This window comes from Actinoplanes sp. NPDC048967 (assembly GCF_040649415.1).
Taxonomy (GTDB): Bacteria; Actinomycetota; Actinomycetes; order Mycobacteriales; family Micromonosporaceae; genus Actinoplanes.
Genome location: NZ_JBEZFL010000002.1, coordinates 623,198 through 640,489, shown reverse-complemented (window position 1 = coordinate 640,489; position 17,292 = coordinate 623,198). Strand labels below are relative to the sequence as shown.

The 17,292-nt window shown below is 70.7% G+C and carries 15 protein-coding genes and 2 pseudogenes; 10 read left to right on the top strand and 7 right to left on the bottom strand.

Translation table 11 applies throughout. From position 1 onward, the window contains the following. Positions 1-319 precede the first annotated feature (319 nt). The 5 genes and pseudogenes from AB0C12_RS09710 to AB0C12_RS09690 all read left to right on the top strand — a co-directional run bounded on the left by AB0C12_RS09710 (position 320) and on the right by AB0C12_RS09690 (position 3,838). Positions 320-805 carry a CarD family transcriptional regulator gene (locus AB0C12_RS09710; RefSeq protein WP_026206027.1) on the top strand — a complete coding sequence of 162 codons (486 nt, stop codon included), beginning with the start codon at positions 320-322 and terminating at the stop codon, positions 803-805. A 58-nt stretch (positions 806-863) separates the two neighbouring features. Continuing rightward, positions 864-1,310: pseudogene (locus AB0C12_RS09705) on the top strand (2-C-methyl-D-erythritol 4-phosphate cytidylyltransferase); the annotation flags it as partial. Positions 1,311-1,964: 654 nt separating this feature from the next. Further along, positions 1,965-2,204: pseudogene (locus tag AB0C12_RS09700) on the top strand (2-C-methyl-D-erythritol 4-phosphate cytidylyltransferase); the annotation flags it as partial. A 13-nt stretch (positions 2,205-2,217) separates the two neighbouring features. Further along, positions 2,218-2,697 carry a 2-C-methyl-D-erythritol 2,4-cyclodiphosphate synthase gene (ispF, locus tag AB0C12_RS09695; RefSeq protein ID WP_360546041.1) on the top strand — a complete coding sequence of 160 codons (480 nt, stop codon included), beginning with the start codon at positions 2,218-2,220 and terminating at the stop codon, positions 2,695-2,697. 121 nt (positions 2,698-2,818) lie between these two features. Then, on the top strand, positions 2,819-3,838 hold the full coding sequence (locus AB0C12_RS09690; protein WP_360547089.1) for a hypothetical protein: 1,020 nt from the start codon (positions 2,819-2,821) through the stop codon (positions 3,836-3,838). Positions 3,839-4,246: 408 nt separating this feature from the next. Here the strand turns inward: AB0C12_RS09690 and AB0C12_RS09685 are convergent, their stop codons facing one another. The 6 genes from AB0C12_RS09685 to AB0C12_RS09660 are packed head-to-tail and all read right to left on the bottom strand — an operon-like array spanning position 4,247 to position 10,859. After that, a complete protein-coding gene (locus AB0C12_RS09685; RefSeq protein ID WP_360546039.1) occupies positions 4,247-5,260 on the bottom strand; it encodes a BadF/BadG/BcrA/BcrD ATPase family protein in 1,014 nt (337 codons plus the stop codon). Continuing rightward, complete coding sequence (locus AB0C12_RS09680; protein ID WP_360546037.1) at positions 5,257-6,513, bottom strand: 6-phospho-beta-glucosidase; 1,257 nt, start codon at positions 6,511-6,513, stop codon at positions 5,257-5,259. Before AB0C12_RS09680 ends, AB0C12_RS09685 begins: the two co-directional genes overlap by 4 nt. Beyond that, on the bottom strand, positions 6,510-7,391 hold the full coding sequence (locus AB0C12_RS09675; RefSeq protein ID WP_360546035.1) for a carbohydrate ABC transporter permease: 882 nt from the start codon (positions 7,389-7,391) through the stop codon (positions 6,510-6,512). Before AB0C12_RS09675 ends, AB0C12_RS09680 begins: the two co-directional genes overlap by 4 nt. Next, the gene (locus AB0C12_RS09670) at positions 7,388-8,305 is read right to left on the bottom strand and encodes a sugar ABC transporter permease (protein WP_360546033.1); all 918 of its coding nucleotides are present in this window, start codon (positions 8,303-8,305) and stop codon (positions 7,388-7,390) included. The genes AB0C12_RS09675 and AB0C12_RS09670 overlap by 4 nt, the downstream gene beginning before the upstream one ends. Positions 8,306-8,308: 3 nt before the next feature. After that, positions 8,309-9,634, bottom strand: coding sequence for an ABC transporter substrate-binding protein (locus AB0C12_RS09665; RefSeq protein ID WP_360546031.1), 1,326 nt, complete (start codon positions 9,632-9,634; stop codon positions 8,309-8,311). Between the two features lie 37 nt (positions 9,635-9,671). Beyond that, positions 9,672-10,859, bottom strand: a complete 1,188-nt coding sequence (locus tag AB0C12_RS09660; RefSeq protein WP_360546029.1) for an ROK family transcriptional regulator — start codon at positions 10,857-10,859, stop codon at positions 9,672-9,674. A 282-nt stretch (positions 10,860-11,141) separates the two neighbouring features. On the opposite strand from AB0C12_RS09660, the gene AB0C12_RS09655 reads away from it, so the two are divergent. Continuing rightward, on the top strand, positions 11,142-12,386 hold the full coding sequence (locus tag AB0C12_RS09655) for a chitosanase (protein WP_360546027.1): 1,245 nt from the start codon (positions 11,142-11,144) through the stop codon (positions 12,384-12,386). 55 nt (positions 12,387-12,441) lie between these two features. Here the strand turns inward: AB0C12_RS09655 and AB0C12_RS09650 are convergent, their stop codons facing one another. After that, on the bottom strand, positions 12,442-13,596 hold the full coding sequence (locus tag AB0C12_RS09650; protein WP_360546025.1) for a homogentisate 1,2-dioxygenase: 1,155 nt from the start codon (positions 13,594-13,596) through the stop codon (positions 12,442-12,444). A gap of 77 nt (positions 13,597-13,673) precedes the next feature. Between AB0C12_RS09650 and AB0C12_RS09645 the strand changes: the two genes are divergently transcribed. The 4 genes from AB0C12_RS09645 to AB0C12_RS09630 are packed head-to-tail and all read left to right on the top strand — an operon-like array spanning position 13,674 to position 17,277. After that, positions 13,674-14,519, top strand: coding sequence for a hypothetical protein (locus AB0C12_RS09645; RefSeq protein ID WP_360546023.1), 846 nt, complete (start codon positions 13,674-13,676; stop codon positions 14,517-14,519). Continuing rightward, on the top strand, positions 14,516-15,640 hold the full coding sequence (gene fahA, locus AB0C12_RS09640) for a fumarylacetoacetase (protein ID WP_360546021.1): 1,125 nt from the start codon (positions 14,516-14,518) through the stop codon (positions 15,638-15,640). Before AB0C12_RS09645 ends, fahA begins: the two co-directional genes overlap by 4 nt. Before the next feature lie 38 nt (positions 15,641-15,678). After that, positions 15,679-16,137 (top strand): SRPBCC family protein, encoded by a 459-nt coding sequence (locus tag AB0C12_RS09635; RefSeq protein WP_360546019.1) that lies wholly within the window; start codon positions 15,679-15,681, stop codon positions 16,135-16,137. 15 nt (positions 16,138-16,152) lie between these two features. Further along, on the top strand, positions 16,153-17,277 hold the full coding sequence (locus tag AB0C12_RS09630) for a PQQ-binding-like beta-propeller repeat protein (RefSeq protein ID WP_360546017.1): 1,125 nt from the start codon (positions 16,153-16,155) through the stop codon (positions 17,275-17,277). Positions 17,278-17,292 lie beyond the last annotated feature (15 nt).

The following is a 17,292-nucleotide window of genomic DNA, read 5'->3' as shown; positions in this document are numbered from 1 at the left end:
CCCTGCCGACGAGTCTCGCGTGGCCGGGGACCTGCGTCCAGCCTCCCCCAAGCACGCCCTCGACCGCCAGTGGTGGGCGGTTCCGGTCGCTAGCGATAAGCTTGACCTCGCAAAGGCTTCAGGTCCGGAATATCCGACTCGCTGAGTCAAGTGGTCACGACGTAGTCACCCTCCGTTACTGAGGCAGCTCTTCGCCCGCATGTCAAGCGGTAGAAAGACGGCTCACAGGGCCTCTGAGCTGCACTAACAGTCACGGCCAGGGTGGGACATCGCTGCCTGAGCGTGTTACCCTAGACACAGCGAAAGGGGTTTCGAACCTATGGTTTTCAGTGTCGGCGAGACCGTTGTTTACCCCCACCACGGGGCCGCACTCATCGAGGCAATCGAGACTAGGGTCATCAAGGGCGAGCCGAAGCAATATCTCGTTCTGCGAGTCGCCCAGGGCGACCTTACTGTCCGGGTGCCCGCTGAGAACGCCGAGATCGTCGGCGTGCGCGAAGTGGTCGGCGAGGAGGGCCTGGGCAAGGTCTTCGACGTCCTCCGCGCACCGCACACCGAGGAGCCGACCAACTGGTCGCGGCGTTACAAGGCCAATCTCGAGAAGCTCGCCAGCGGTAACCCGCTGAAGGTCGCCGAGGTCGTCCGTGACCTCTGGCGTCGTGAGCGCGAGCGTGGTCTCTCGGCTGGGGAGAAGCGCATGCTCGCCAAGGCCCGCGACATCCTCGTCGGTGAGGTGGCCCTCGCCGAGAAGAGCACCAAGGACGAGGCGGAAGTCCTCCTCGACAAGGTGCTCACCGAGGCCTGACGTTCCCACCACCTCAGCACCACCCCCCACGGTGACAGCAGCCGAACAGGACCGCGACGTGACCGCGCAGCTCAATGCTCGCGGTGACGTCGCGGTCCTCGTTCCGGCCGCCGGCGCAGGTCTGCGCCTGGGCCCGGGCGGTCCGAAGGCCCTGCGCCTGCTCGCGGGGGAGCCCCTTCTCGTGCACACGGTCCGGCGCATCGCGGCAGCCCCGTCGGTGCGCCTGATCGTCGTGGCCGCCCCGGCTGCTGAGGTCGACGCGGTGCGAGGGCTGCTTGCCCCGGTGGCCGCTGTGACTGTGGTCGCGGGCGGGGCTGAGCGCCAGGATTCGGTGGCGGCGGCGCTGGCGGTCGTACCGGAGAATGTCGGGATCGTGCTGGTGCACGACGCGGCGCGCGCTCTTACGCCGCCGGAGCTGATCGAGTCGGTCGCGGCCGCTGTTCGCAGTGGGCGGCCGGCGGTGATTCCGGTTCTGCCGGTGGTCGACACCATCAAGGAGGTCGGTCTAGTCGACCCCGTCGATGGTGCTGACCGCGCCGACGTTGGTTCGGCCGGTTCTGCCGGCTTCGGCTCTCCCGGTGGCGGGTATGCCAACCGCAGCTCTGCCGGCCCTGCCGACGTCGTTTCCGTCGGCCCTGCCGGCTTGAGCCCTGTCGATCTTGATAATTCGGCGGACCGCGCAGACCCAGCGGATCTGGGGGATCCGGCTGACCCCGCGGACCCGGCCGATTCAGCTGTCTCCGCCGCTCGGGCCGATTTCGCTGTCTCAGCTGCCTCCGCCGACCGGGTCGATCTCGCCGATCCGGCTGACCCTGCCGATCCGGCCGATCCGGCCGATCCGGCTGACCCGGCCGATCCGGCCGATCCGGCTGACCCGGCTGACCCGGCCGATCCGGCCGATCCGGCTGACCCGGCTGACCCGGCCGATCCGGCCGATCCGGCTGACCCTGCCGATCCGGCTGACCCGGCTGACCCGGCCGATCCGGCTGACCCGGCCGATCCGGCCGATCCGGCCGACCTCGCCGATTCGGTCGATCTGGCTGATCCGGCCGATCCCTTTGATCTTGCCGACACCGCACACTCGGTCCTTGCCGTTTCTGCCGAACCCGGCCGTGCTGTTGCTGATCCTGCTGGCCTCAGCCCCATCCGCATTCCGGTGGAAGTTGTGCTCGGGACGGTTGATCGGTCTGTTCTGCGGAGTGTGCAGACGCCGCAGGGGTTTCGGCGGGATGTGCTTGCCGCTGCGCATGCTGCCGGGCTCGGCGCCCACACCGACGATGCCGGGATGGTCGAGAAGGCCGGCGTTCCGGTCACCTGTGTGCCCGGGTCGGAGCTCGCCATGAAGATCACCCGTCCGCTGGACCTGGTGATCGCCGAGGCGCTGCTGCACGTAGCCTGACGCGGTGACTTCTGTGAGCCCGCCCAGCCAGCGTGTCGGGATCGGCACCGATGTGCACGCCTTCGATCCCCAGCGGGTCTGCTGGGTGGCCGGCCTCATGTGGCCCGGTGAGTCCGGGCTGGCCGGGCATTCCGACGCCGATGTTGCCGCCCATGCCGCCTGCGATGCGCTGCTCAGCGCCGCCGGGCTCGGTGATCTCGGCAGCAACTTCGGTACCGCCGAGCCGGAGTGGGCCGGCGCCGCCGGGGTGACCTTGCTGGCTGAGACCGTTCGGCGGCTTGCCGAGCACGGCTTCGCGGTCGGCAACGTGTCGATTCAGGTCATCGGAAACAGGCCGAAGATCGGTAAGCGCCGTGAAGAAGCGCAGCAGGTGCTTTCCGCGGCGGTCGGTGCGCCGGTCACCGTCTCCGGCACCACCACGGATGGGCTCGGGCTCACCGGGCGTGGTGAAGGGCTTGCTGCTGTCGCCACCGCGCTGATCTATTCGGCATGAGGCTGCCCCGGACGGGGTGATCTCGCGGCCGAAGACCTACGCTCGATGGGTGTCGAGCGAGCCCACGTCCCAGTCCGAGCCGGAAACCACCCCTGAGGAGTACCGGCAGCGGGCCCTCCTGATGGCTGACCTCGGCCGTTACGACGAGGCGGCCGGGGAGATCGCCAGTGGTCTGGCCGCTGCGCCTGATGACGCCGCGCTGCTGACCACGTTGGCGCGGGTGCACCTGGCCGCGGCGCAACCGGTGGATGCGCTGGCTGCCGCGGACCGGGCCGTCACGGCCGCACCCGGGACAGTGGGGCCGCTGGTCGCCCGGGCTATGGCGTTGTCGGACGAGCGGCGGTTCGGCGAGGCCGCCGAGGTGGCGGCGTCCATTCTGGCGGCCTGGCCGGCTGACCCGTACGCGCAGCGCACCGGGGCGGCCCTGCTGAGTGAGGCGCGTAACGGCCAGGACGCACTCAATGCCGCGTGGAACGGGGTACGGCTCACGCCCACCGACGCCGAGGCGCATCTGGTGTTGGCAGTGGTGGCGGCGCGGCTGCGGTTGTTCGACCTGGCGCAGCGGGCGTACGGGGAAGCCCTCGACCTCGACGCCACGATCGGCGACGCGCAGCAGGACGTCGGCGTGGTCCGGCTGGAACGCCGCCGGTGGGCGCTGGCGCTCGAGAGCCTGGCCGACGCCGCCCTGCCCGTTCCGGAGCCGGTCGCCGAGGAGGTGCCGGCCCCGCCGCCGCCTCCGGTCACCCGGCCGGCCGGCCCGGTGCTCGACCGCTCGGCCCTGGTCGCGGACACGTTCCGGCAGGCCGTTCTGTACGGCAGCAACGGGGTGCTGATCGCCGCCGTGCTCGCCGCGGTGATGACCACCGCCAGCACCGGCGTGGCCCGGATGTGGGGCGGGGTCATCGGAGTGGTGGTCGTGGTGGCCGTCGCGGTCTGGCTCACGCGTGCGCTGCCGGTGCCCATCGGTATTGCTCTCGGCGAGATCCGCGGAGCGGGCCGGCTGGTCGCCGCGGTCTATGCGACGGCGTTGGCGCCGCTGGGTCTGGTGGCGTTCGCGGTGCTCGGCGGCGTCATCCCGTTGGTCATCGCGATGCTTGTCGCTGCCGCCGCCGAGCTCGCCGTTCTGACCCAGCGCCGGTAGGTGGAGCCCAACGCCGGGACGTGCGGCCAACGCTAGTAAGAGCAGCCCACCCGCGGGCAGAGGCCATCTGCGGGCAGGGGGCCATCCGCGGGCAGAGGCCATCTGCGGGCAGGGGGCCATCCGCGGGCAGAGGCCATCTGCGGGCAGGGGGCCATCCGCGAGTAGGGGGTCACCCGCGAGCAGGGGGGCCATCTGGGGGAAGGGCCCACCCACGAGTAGGGGGTCACCCGCGGGCAGGGGCCATCTGCGGGCAGGGGGTCACCCGCGGGCAGCGGGTTCAACGGCCAAGAAGTGCCGCCGAACCCAGGGCAAGGCGGCCCAACGGCCGGGAAGCCGCCAAACCCCAATGGCCGAGGGAGGAACGCGGCCCAACCGCCGGCAGGAGCCGCCGAACCGCCAGGGAAAGGCTCAGGCTGCGGCTCCGAAGAGCGGAGCGGCGCCGGGCTCGACAGCGGCGAGGGTTGTGCGTACTGCTTTTTCGGCTCGGCCGGCCGTGCCGAGAGCATCCAGGGCCAGCAGCGCCGCCCCCACAGCCGGTGGCGTGTCCAGGACACCGACCCGTACCTGTGGAGCTTGTGCCACCGCTCCCCGGACCACCTGGTCGTGCAGCACCGGGTGCTGCGCCCGGAGGACCCCGCCGCCCAGCACCAGCGCGTGCGGTTCCTCCAGCAGGCCGAGCCGGGTCGCCGCCACCCGGTGCTGGGCCAGGATCTCCGTCACCTGGCGGTTGACCAGTTGCCCGGCCACCCGATCGCCCTCCGTGGCGATCTTGAACAGCAGCGGCGTCAGTTCGCGGACCCGGGTCGGGTCCAGCTCGCCGAGGTGCAAAGCAATGCTCACCTCCTCCACAGTCGAGTAACCGAAGTGGTTCGCGACCGCCTGTGATAGTGACGTCTCGTCGCCGCGGCCGTCTTCGCCTCGGGCGGCCATGCGCAGCGTGTGGTCGGCCAGGTCGTGGCCGCCGCCCCAGTCGCCGGAGATCGGGCCCAGGGCGAGGAACCTGGCTGTGCGTCCGTCGGCGGCCCGGCCCACGCAGTTCGTGCCCGCGCCGCACACGACCGCGATCGCGTCCGGCATCGAGGTGCCCGCGCGCATGAGGGCGAAGCAGTCGTTGTCCACGATGGTCTGCGCGGTCCACGACTGCGCCTCGATGGCCGTGTGCAGGCGCTGGACCTCGATCGGCAGGTCGGCGCCGGCCAGGTAGACCGCGGCCAGGTCGATCGGCGTTCCCGGGGGCAGCCCGGCGTCGGTGCGGGTCGCGGCGATCAGGTCCCGCAGCACCTCGATCGTGCCGGTGAGTCCGAGGATGTGCGGGGAGCTGGTCGGTCCGCGGACGAAGCCGAGGATCTCGCCCTCCGCCGTACCGAGGACGACGTCCGTCTTGGAGTTGCCGCCGTCCACGGCCAGGTACAGCGGCTTCATCGAGCCCAGGCCAGGTGCTGCGCACCCGCGGCGAGCAGTTTGCCGGTCAGCGCCTCGGCGTCCTCGTGCTGGCCGATCAGGGGGTGGGCGAGCAGGGCGCGGTAGACCCGGTTGCGGCCACCGCGTACCGCTGCGTCCAGCGCCAGTTCCTCGTACCCGGAGACGTGCGCGACCAGACCGGCCAGGTCCGGGGCCAGGGGGGTGACCGGGAGCGGCACCGGGCCCGGGCGGCCCACCCGGGCCGACACCTCGATCACCGCCTGGTCCGGCAGGAACGGCAGGGTGCCGTTGTTGCGGATGTTGACCGAGTGGACCCCGTCCGGGTCGTGGCCGTGCAGGGCGGCGATCAGGCCCACCGCGGCTTCCGAGTAGTAGGCGCCGCCGCGTTCGCCGAGCAGGGCCGGCTTCTCGACCAGGGCCGGATCGCGGTACATCTCCATCAGCGTCGCCTCGATCTCCGCGACGCGCTGGCCGCGGGTCTGGGCTCCGCGGGACTGCCGGACGTGCCGGTCGTGGGCGTAGAAGTAGCTGAGGTAGTAGCTCGGTACGTTGCCCAGCGTGGTCAGCACCTCCGCCGGCAGGTCCACTTCCCCGGCCAGTTCGCCGAGGTGGGCCGCCAGCAGTTCCGGGAGCCGGTCGACGCCGTCCACGTACGCGGCGCGTTCCCAGGTCAGGTGGTTCAGGCCGACGTGGTCCAGGACGACCGCGGCCGGTTCCACGCCGAGCATCCGGGCGAAGCGGCGCTGGAAGCCGATCGCCACGTTGCACAGGCCGACCGCTTTGTGCCCGTCGTCGAGCAGCGCCCGGGTGACGATGCCGACCGGGTTGGTGAAGTCGACGATCCACGCGTCCGGCTTGGCCCGGGCCCGGATCCGGGCAGCCACGTCGAGCACGACCGGCACCGTACGCAGCGCCTTGCCGAGTCCGCCCGCGCCGGTGGTCTCCTGACCCACGCAGCCGCAGTCCAGCGGGAACGTCTCGTCGCTGATCCGGGCCGCCTGACCACCGACCCGCAACTGGATGACCGCGACGTCGGCGTCGGTGACGCCGGCGTCCAGGTCGGTGGTCCAGGTGACTTTGCCCGGGTGGCCGTAGTGCTGGAAGATCCGCGCCGAGAAGGCGCCGACGATGTCGAGCCGTTCCCGCGCCGGGTCGATGAGCACCAGCTCCGACACCATGGTGCCGAGCCGGGCGAACCCGTCCACCAGCTCCGGCGTGTACGTCGACCCGCCGCCGACGACAGCGATCTTCACCCTTTGACTCCCGTGAGTGTGACGCCCTGGACGAATGCCTTCTGGGCGAAGAAGAACACGACGACGATCGGGACCATGGCCAGCACCGTGGCCGCGGTGACCAGGTTCCAGTCGACGTGATGGACACCGTGGAACGAGGCCAGGCCCAGGGAAAGGGTCCAGGCGTGCTCGTTCTCGCTGGTGTAGAGCAGCGGGCCGTAGTAGTCGTTCCAGGCGTAGAAGAACTGGAACAGGGCGGCCGCCGCGATCCCGGGCCGGGCCATCGGCACCACGACCCGCAGCAGGGTGCGCCACTCGCCGCAGCCGTCGACCCGGGCCGCGTCCAGGTAGTCGGTCGGGATGGTGAGCAGGAACTGGCGCAGCAGGAAGATGCAGAACGCGTCGCCGAACAGCATCGGGATGATCAACGGGGCCAGCGAGCCGGTCAGGCCGTACCGGGCCCACATCAGGTAGAGCGGGACGGTCACGACCTGCGGGGGCAGCATCATCACGCAGAGCACGGTCAGGAACATGGCGTTGCGGCCGCGGAACCTGAGTTTGGCCAGGGCGTACGCCGCGGGCACGCTGGACAGCAGCATCAGCACCGTGGCGGACACCGCGTAGATGACCGTGTTGAGCAGGTAGCGCGGCAGCGGGGTGATCTCGAAGACCCGTACGTAGTTCTCGAAGTGCCACGTGTTGGGCCAGTAGTCGCTGGTCAGCGCCTGGTTGCTGGTCATCACCGAGATCAGGAACAGGTAGACCACCGGGGTCAGGAACATGATGGCCAGCACGATCGCGATGCTGTGCCGGGCTATCCACGCCAGCCGGTGCTGACGGCGTACCTGTCGGATGGTGGGCGGCGCGGCCGCGGCCGGCCGTTCCAGCAGAGCCGTCATTGTTCCTCCCCGGAGAAGGCCTTGGAGCGGCGCAGCAGGATGACCGTCACGGAGAGCGCGACCACGAACAGCGCGACAGCCATCGCGTTGGCGTAGCCGAGCGCGTTGTAGCGGAAGCCGACCGTGTAGAGCCAGAGCGGATAGGTGAACGTGGAGCCCTCGGGGAAGCCGAACGACGACGAGATGCCGCCGCCGGTCACGGCCTGCCCGCTGGCGATGGACCCGGCCACCGCGGCCTGGTCGAAGTACTGGAGCGTGTAGATCACGCCGGTGACCGTGGCGAACAGGATCACCGGCTGGATGGTCGGCAGGGTGACGTAGCGGAAGCGGTGCCAGGCGTTCGCGCCGTCGAGTGCGGCCGCCTCGTAGAGGCTGGCCGGGACGCCCAGCACCGCCGCCAGGAAGATGATCATGATGTCGCCGATGCCCCAGAGGCCGAGCAGCACCAGCGACGGCTTGGACCACTCGGGTGAGTTGAACCAGAGCGGTCCCTCGATGCCGATCCGGGCCAGGAAGTTGTTGACCGGACCCGTACCCGGCTTGAGCAGGTAGACGAACGCGATGGTGGCGGCCACCGGGGGTGCCAGCGCCGGCAGGTAGAAGATCGTCCGGAAGAAGCCCGCGCCCCGCTTGAGCTGGCTCAACAGCATGGACAGCCCGATCGCGCTGATGATCCGGACGGGTACGAACACCACGACCATCCACAACGTGTTGCGGATCGACTGGAGCAGGTACGGGTCATCGCCCATCCGCCGGTAGTTCGCCAGCCCGACCCATTCGGGCACGGTGAGCAGGTCGAACTTGGTGAACGAGAAGTACACGGCGCTGAGCAGCGGGTAGATGAAGAACACCACGATGCCGATCAGCGCGGGGGCGAGGAACGACCACGCGGTCAGGTTGCGGCGCAGGCGCATGGCTCAGCCGCCCAGGGTCATCACGCTGTTGATCTGCTTGTCCGCGTCGGCCAGCCCGGCGTTCAGGTCCTTGACCTTGCCGGACTGCCAGTTCGTGGCGAAGGTGCCGAAGGTCTCCTGGTACGCGGGCCCGGACGCGGCCGGCGGCGAGGTCAGCGAGTTCGGGTTGGCGAAGATGTCCATGAACGCCTTGAACTCGGGCTCCACCTGCAGCCCCGGATCGCTGATGGCCCCGGTGGTGGTCGGCACGTTCTTCAGCGAGTTGGCCAGCTTCACGATGGCCTTGTCGTCGGTGGTCAGGTACTTGATGAGCTCCCAGGCCGCCTCGGGGTTCTTGGCGTTCTTCGAGATGCCCATGATGTTGCCGGTGACGTAGCCGCCGCCGTACCGGGCCGGGTCGCTGACCGGGATCGGCGCGACGCCGTACTTGAGGTCGGGCGCCTGGTCCTTGAGGAACGCCAGCCGGTACTCGGCGTCGACGTTGATCGCCACCTGACCCTTCTGGAAGGCGTTGTCCGCGCTGAACTCGTCACCCAGGCCGGCCCGGAACTTCTGCAGGTTCTCGTAGCCGTACCAGTCGACCAGGCTCTTCTGCCAGGTCATCAGGGTCTTCCAGGCCGGGTCGGCACCGACCGCCGACTTGCCGTCGGGGGTGAGCCACTTCGCGCCGACGGCCGGGGCCAGGTGCGCGGCGGCGTTCTCGTAGAAGTCGAAGAGCGGCAGGAAGCCGACCGTCTTCAGTGAGCCGTCCTTGTTCTTGACCGTGAGCTTCTTGGCGTCCTCGGTCAGCTCGTCGAGGGTCTTGGGCGGGCCGGCGATGCCCGCCTTGGCGAACATGTCCTTGTTGTAGTAGATGCCGTACGCGTCGGCCAGGAACGGCATCGCGCAACGCTTGCCGTCGAACTCAGTGTACGAGCGCGTGGTCTCGTTCAGCCGGTTCAGGTCCACATTGTCCCGCTTGATGTACGGCGCCAGGTCCACCCAGGCCCCGGACGAGCAGAACTTGCCCACGATGTCGGTGGAGTACGAGAGCCCGATGTCCGGCCCGTTGCCGGCCCCGATGGCCTGGGTCATCTTCGAGTCGTCCTGACCCGGCTTCACCGTCACCTTGATGTTCGGGTGGCCGGCGGTGAAGTCCTTGATCACCGTGTCGATGGCGGCGGCCTCGCGCTCGGTGAAGAAGTGCCACAGCTCGACCGTGCCGGACACCTCCGTACCCGGGTCGGCGATCTTCTGTTCCTTGGCAGCGGGGGTGCAGGCAGCGGTCAGCAGCAGAGCGGCTGCGGCGGCGACGATCGATTTCTGGGCATGAGGTATCCGCTTGTTCACTTCGAGGGGTCCTCTCAGGGGTGGTGCGGCAGGGGGTTCAGGCTTGGTTGTCGCGGATCGAGGCGATCAGCGCCTCGCGGACGGCGGTGAGCCCGGCGTCGAGGGCGCCGAGCAGGACCGCGTCGTCGTCGATCGTGGTGACGGCGATGGTGCTGTCCAGCGGGGCGGCCCGGCGCAGGGCGCCCTTGACCGCGGTGAGCAGCGTCTGGCCGCCGGCCTGGGCGACCGGGCCGGCCAGCACGACGAGCGAGGGGTCGAGCACGGCGATCACGGCGGCCAGGCCGACCGCGATCCGGTCGGCCAGGTGGGTGAAGAACTCGCCGGAGGCGTCCGGGGCGGCGGCCGCGGCGGCGACGATCTCGTACGGGGTGCCGCCGGAGACGCCGTGGTCCTGGCCGAGGGCGAGGATGGCCGCGCCGCCGAACAGGTCCTGGAGGTCGACCTTGCGATGGGTGGAATCCGGGGAGTAGAGCGGCATGTAGCCGATCTCGCCCGCACCGCCGCGGGCACCGCGGATCAGGGTGCCGGCGATGTCGATGGCCAGACCGAGGCCTTCCTGGCCGAGCCAGAGCAGCGCGAAGCCGTCGACCTCGCGGGCCACGCCCCGGCGCCGCTCGGCCACCGCGGCCAGGTTGACGTCGTTGTCGACGCCGACGTGGGTGCCCAGCGCCGCGGCGAGCTCCGGGACCAGGCCGGCCCGGCCGAGGCCGGGCACGTCCACGTGCCGGATCGTCGCCGCGCCGACGTCGTACGAGCCGGGCACGCCGAGCTGCACGTGGTGGACCCGGTCGGCCGGGACGCCGGCCGCATTGCTCAGTTCGGCGACGACGTCCACCAGCGCGGTCCGGGGATCGGTCTGCAGGAAGTCGACCGGGGTGGCGATCCGGGCCCGGACGGCGCCGGTCAGATCGCAGAGCGCGGCCTCGACCGACGGTGCTCCGCTGGCGCCGATGTCGCGGACCGACACCGCGGCGGCGTACGCTGCGTCCGGATTGGCGGCATAGATCTCCGCGTTCGGCCCCGGGCGGCCGCTGTTGTAGCCGACGACGGTCACCAGGCCGGCATCGGTGAGCCGGCGCAGCACCTCGGAGATGGTCGGGGTGGAGAGCGCGGTCAGCCGGCGCAGATCGGCCCGGGTGAGCCGGCCCGGCTCGAGCAGGTGGGCGAGCGCCGCGCTCTCGTTCATGGCGCGCAGCAGCTTGGACGATCCCGCCAGTCGCGGCACGGGGCCCCCTCGGATTGGCAAATCAGCTAACAATTAGCTGGACCGTAGGGCTGCCGCTGTTGAGCTGTCAATACTTCGTCGCGCTGCGTTTCCCCCATGCGGCAAGTCGGCCGGGTGAATCACCCCCGGAGCGGGCAAAAGTGATTAATCGACAGGGATTGATTAATCAACTTAACTGACCTAGCGTGACCACTCATCGCCTCGGCGACGGGCACCCCCAACGCCCGTCATCGATGGCTCAACCCTGCGCGCCCACCCGCCTCCACCCCCACGAGGAGCGCCATGACCATCCCCTCACGACCGCACCGCCGCAAGAAGCTGATCGCGTACGCCCTCGGCGGTGTGCTGATCCCCGCGGCCGGCATCGCCTACAGCCTCATGCCGGCCAGCGCGGCGACCGCGGGAGCCATCAAGGGCCTCGGCGGCAAATGTGTCGACGTCGCCGCCGCCAACAGTGCGAACGGAACCGCCGTGCAGCTCTACGACTGCAACAGCACCGGCGCTCAGACCTGGAGTGTCGGCAACACCGACAACACGATCCGGGCGCTGGGCAAGTGCCTCGACGTGACCGCCGCCGGCACGGCCAGCGGGACCAAGATCCAGATCTACGACTGCAACGGTACGGCCGCCCAGAAGTGGACCGCGGGCACCGGCGGCACCCTCATCAACACCGGCTCGGGCAAGTGTCTCGACGTACCCGACAACAACTCCGCGAACGGCAACCGGCTGCAGATCTGGACCTGCGGCACCGGCGCCAACCAGAAGTGGACCCTGCCCGGCGGCACCACCACGCCGACCACGCCACCCACCACGACCCCGCCGAACAGCGGCGTCGGCCTGGACAACCCGGCGAAGAAGGACGTGGCGATGCAGATCGTCTCGGCCGCCGAGAACTCCTCGCTCAACTGGCGGGCCCAGTTCTCCTACATCGAGGACATCAAGGACGGCCGGGGCTACACCGCCGGGATCATCGGCTTCTGCTCCGGCACCGGCGACATGCTGGAGCTGGTCGAGGCGTACACGGCCACCAAGCCGGGCAACGTGCTGGCCAAGTACCTGCCGGCGCTGCGCAACGTCAACGGGACCTCGTCGCACTCCGGGCTCGACCCGAACTTCACCCGGGACTGGAAGACCGCGGCGGCCGACCCGGTGTTCCAGGCCGCGCAGGAATCCGAGCGGGACCGGGTGTACTTCAACCCGTCCGTGCGGGACGGCAAGTCCGACGGAGTCCGGGCCCTGGGCCAGTTCGCGTACTACGACGCCTCGGTGGTGCACGGCTACGAGGGCATGCGGTCGATCCGCAGCCGGGCGCTGAAGCTGGCCAAGCCGCCGTCGCAGGGTGGCAACGAGACCACCTGGCTGAACGCCTTCCTCGACGAGCGCGTCGTGGAGATGAAGAAGGAAGAAGCCCACTCCGACGTCACCCGGATCGACACCGCCCAGCGCGTCTTCCTGCGCAACGGCAACTTCGACCTGAACACCCCGCTGGACTTCGCCGTCTACGGCGACCAGTTCCACATCGGATAGTCAAACCACACCGGGGAAAGAGGGGCGGGGGAGCCACAAGCTCCCCCGCCTTTTCTCACCTGTTCCAGGTCCAGGCGTAACCGGTGTCCTCGACGGACAGTGCGGCGTCGCAGAGGTCCAGGGGGCGGAAGGTGTCGACCATGACGGCGAGCTCGTCGAAGGCCTCGGCGCCGATCGCGCGTTCCACCGCGCCTGGCTGGGGGCCGTGCGTGAAGCCCGACGGGTGCAGCGAGATCGAGCCCTGCTCGATGCCCGAGCCCCGGCGGGCCTCGTAGTTGCCGCCGGTGTAGAACATCATCTCGTCCGAGTCGACGTTGTGGTGGTTGTACGGCACCGGGATGGCCAGCGGGTGGTAGTCGACCTTGCGCGGGACGAACGAGCACACCACGAAGTTCGGCCCCTCGAACGTCTGGTGCACCGGCGGCGGCTGGTGCACCCGCCCGGTGATCGGCTCGAAGTCGTGGATCGAGAACGCCCACGGGTACAGGCAGCCGTCCCAGCCGACCACGTCGAACGGGTGGTGGGCGTACACGTGCCGGGTCCAGCCCGCGCGGTGCTTGACGTACACCTCGACGTCGGTGCCCTCGGCCTGCAGCGGCTCGTCCGGGCCGCGGACGTCGCGCTCGCAGTACGGCGAGTGCTCCAGGAACTGCCCGCGCACCGACAGGTAGCGCTTCGGCGGCCCGATGTGCCCGGTCGCCTCGATGGTCAGCATCCGCACCTGGCCGTCCGGCACGATCCGGTGCACCACCGAGGTCGGGATGATCACGTAGTCGCCGGCCTCGACCCGCAGCGCGCCGAAGGTCGTCTCGATCGTGGCGGCGCCCTCCTCGACGTACAGGCATTCGTCGCCGACGGCGTCCCGGTAGAGCGGTGACGGACGGTCGGCGACCACGTAACCGATCCGGACGTCGCCGTTGGCCAGCAGCGGGCGGCGGCCCAGGACCGCGTCGCCCGGGCCGGCGTCGAGCTTGTGGGTACGCAGGTGGCGCGGCTTGAGCGGCAGGTTCGGCGACTGGCTCGTGACCGGCGGCTCGTGCACCTCGGCCGAGCTGATCGCGGTCGGCGCGTACCGGTGGTAGAGCAGGGAGGAGTCGGAGGAGAAGCCCTCCTGGCCCATCAACTCCTCCGCGTAGAGTCCGCCGTCCGGCCGGCGGAACTGGGTGTGCCGCTTACGGGGGATCTCCCCGACGCTGCGGTAGTACGGCATCGTTGCCACCACCCCTAGAAAACTGACATTACGGACGGTGTTGTCCGCCTCTCGAAGCGTCCATTAGGTTCAGTTTCGTGTCAACGCTGGTGCCGCCGCTGTTCGCAGGACTCGTCGATGACGCGTCCCTGCTGCCGCCGGGCATCATCGGGACCCCGGAGGCGCTGGCGGCTCATACCAAACACCGTGACTCCTGGTATTCGGGACTGATCGGGGCATTGCTCGTACCGTCGTCGCTCGTCAATCTTGATCTCTCTCCCCGCGGCCTGGCCGTCGGCGTCGTCAACGACGCCGCGATCGGCGCTCTGCCCGCGGTGGTGGCCAAGCTGCGGGCCGCCGGCAGCGACGTGGCCCGGGTCGAGGCGGCCGTCGCCCGCCGCGGCGAGGACCCGCAGCCCGGCCTGAGTGCGCTCGGCGCGCTCGCCGTCGAGACCCCCGACCTGGACGTGTACGCGGAGATCCCGCTCAGCTGGGGCCTGCTCGCGGGCCTCGACACGGTGGCCGCCCAGCGCGCCGACGGCCTGCGGATCGCGCCCAAGTTCCGGGTCGGCGGGCTGGCCTCCGAGCTGTTCCCCACCCCGGTCGAGCTGGCCGCGGTCATCTGCGCCTGCCGCGACCGCAACCTGCCGTTCAAGCTCGCCGCCGGGCTGCGCCACGCGCTGCGGCACACCGACCCGGAGACCGGCTTCACCCACCACGGCTTCCTGAACGTGCTGGTCGCGTCGGCGGCGGCCAGTGACGGCGGTGAGGTGGCCGAGGTCGCCGAGGCGCTGGCCGCGACGCATCCGGTGCCGCTGGTCGAGCCGGCCCGCTCGCGCCGGACCGAGCCACGGCCGCTGTGGGTCGGCTTCGGGGCCTTCAACGTGCTGGAGCCGCTGACGGAGCTCATCCGTCTCGGCCTGATCAACGGCGGCTACGAGTGACCCTCTTCGACCTGCGCAACCTCCCGTACGGCGTGTTCAGCACCGGCGACGGGGTGCGGCGGATCGGCGTCCGGCTGGGCGACGCGGTGCTGGACCTGTCCCGGGCCGAGGAGCAGGACCTGATCCTGGCCGGGGGTGCGCTGCGGCAGCCGGCGCTCAACGTGCTGATGGCGCTGGGACGTCCGCTGTGGAGTGCCATCCGGGCCCGGGTCGTCCAGCTGGCCCCCACGCTGCCGGCCGTCCCGCTGGCCGACGTCGAGCTGCACCTGCCGTTCGAGGTGGCCGACTACACCGACTTCTACTCCTCCGAGCACCACGCCACCCAGGTCAGCCGGATCCTGCGGCCCGAACGACCCGGGCTCCAGCCGAACTGGAAGCACCTGCCGATCGGCTACCACGGGCGCGCGGGCACGGTCGTGGTCTCCGGCACCCCGGTCGAGCGGCCCGCCGGTCAGCTCGGTCCCGGCGAGTTCGGGCCGTCCCGGCGGCTCGACGTCGAGGCCGAGGTCGGTTTCGTGGTGGGCGTACCGGGCCGGCGGATCAGCACGGCCGACTTCGCCGAGCACGTCTTCGGGGTGGTCCTGGTCAACGACTGGTCGGCCCGCGACATCCAGGCTTTCGAGTACCAGCCGCTCGGGCCGTTCCTGGCCAAGTCGTTCGCCACGTCGGTGTCGCCGTGGGTCGTGCCGCTCGAAGCACTGTCCGGTGCTCTCGTGCCGGCGGTCGCGCAGGACCCGGTACCGGCGGAATACCTCAGGCCCCCGGGCGACGCCCTGGACCTGAGCCTGACGGTCGACTGGAACGGGACCACGGTCAGCTCACCACCGTTCGCCCAGATGTACTGGACGCCCGCCCAGCAGCTCGCCCACCTGACCGTCAACGGCGCCAGCGTCCGCACCGGCGACCTCTTCGCCTCCGGCACAGTCTCCGGCCCGGAACGCGCGCAGGCCGGCTCGTTCCTGGAGCTGACCTGGAACGGCACCGAGCCGGTGAAGCTCGACGACGGCTCGGCCCGGGGCTTCCTGCTCGACGGCGACACGGTCACCATCAGCGCGACCGCACCCGGCGTGGACGGCGCGCCGATCGGGCTGGGGTCCGTAACCGGAACTGTCTGTCGCTGAGGGACGACTCGCCGTACCTTGTAGGCGGGAGGTCGGGGATGTCCACGGTTGCGGTGACACGGCTGGTCGAGGCGCCGGTGGCTGCCGTGTGGCGCGTCTTCACCGACCTGCCGAGTCGCTGCGAACGGCTGTCCACGGTCATCGCCGTCGAGCTGCTCACCCAGGGCCCGTTCGGCGCGGGCACCGAATGGCGCGAGACCCGCACGATGGCCGACGGCACGGAGATCACCGAGGAGTTCCGCGTCGACGAGTGCGTGAGCCCGCAGCGCTTCGTGGTCAGCTCGCCCGGCATCGGCGCCGAATACCGGATGACCTACACGTTCGTGCCGGTGCTCGAGGGCCGGCACCGCGGCGGCACGATGGTCACCGTGGTCCAGGACGGCACCCCGACCGCGCCGGCGGGCCGGTTCCTGGCGCTGGTCTTCGGCGGGCTGGCAGCCCGTACGGTCGAGGGCGCGCTCCGGCGTGACCTGGAGGACCTGGCCGCCGCCGCCTGACCTATCGTCCCTGTGGTGACCGGGAAGCTGCTGCGCGTGCCGGCCGCCGTCGTCGTGCTGGCGGCCGCGGTCCTGATCGGCTGGCGCGTGCTGGCCCCCGCCGAGGTCCTCGAGCCGGCCACCGGTGCCCTGCCCGTCGCCGTCACCCGGCCGCCCGGGGTCACCGGCAAGACCACGATGGCGCCGCTGATCGTCGCCGGCAGCGTCCGGGTCTACGCGGGCAAGCGCCTGGTCAAGGCGGACGGACCGGTCGAGGCGAAGACGATGTACACCCCGCGGTGGTCGTTCCGGCGCTGGCCGGAGCAGCTCACCGGGATCGTCGCGGTGGCGGCCACGGTGGTCACCCGGTGGTCGGACGGTGCGCTCGTGGCGCTGGACGGCCGTACCGGGAAGCCGGTCTGGCGGGCCGCCGGGCCCGGCGCCGAACCCTTCACCGGACGCACCGGCTCCGCGGCGGTCTGGGCCCCGCCGGGCCTGCACACCGCCGGGACCAGCGTGCTGATCACCGACGGCCGGCAGCTGATCGCCCGCGCCGGCGCGGACGGCACGCAACGCTGGGCGGTGACCCTGCCGCCCGGCTGCGGCGCCGGCTTCGTGACCGCGGGCGGCCGGTACGTGTGCAGCTCAGGCGCATGGGACGTGCTGTCGGGCAACCCGGTCCGGGGCTGGCCGGCCGGGCCGTTCACCGCGATCGGGTGCGACGTGGCCCGCTCGGACTGCGCCGGCCTGCGCGACGGGACCGGTCAGGGCTGGCTGACCGGCGGCCGGCGACCGGAACGGGTTCCCGCCCTGGACGCCCCGGACGCCACGGCCGGCGGCGACCTGGTGCTGAGCGCGTCGGGCGGCGCTGTGGTGGCCTCCCGCGCGGGCAGCGAGGTGTGGCGCTGGACCGGCGCGGCGCAGGTGCTCGGCGTCCGGGCCGGGCGGGTCGTGCTGCTCACGCCGGACCGGCGGCTGATCGTGCTGGACGCGGCCACCGGTGCGCAGCGGGCGACCTTCCCGCTCTATGTGCCCGACGAGCGCGTCGAGCCGTGGACGCCGGACGGTTGGCAGCTGACGGACGGCTATGTGGCGGTCCAGCGGCTCCTGCCGGATTCGAGCTTCTACACGACGGACCCCGTGGTCATCGCTGCTATCTAGAGTCTGCCGGCCGTC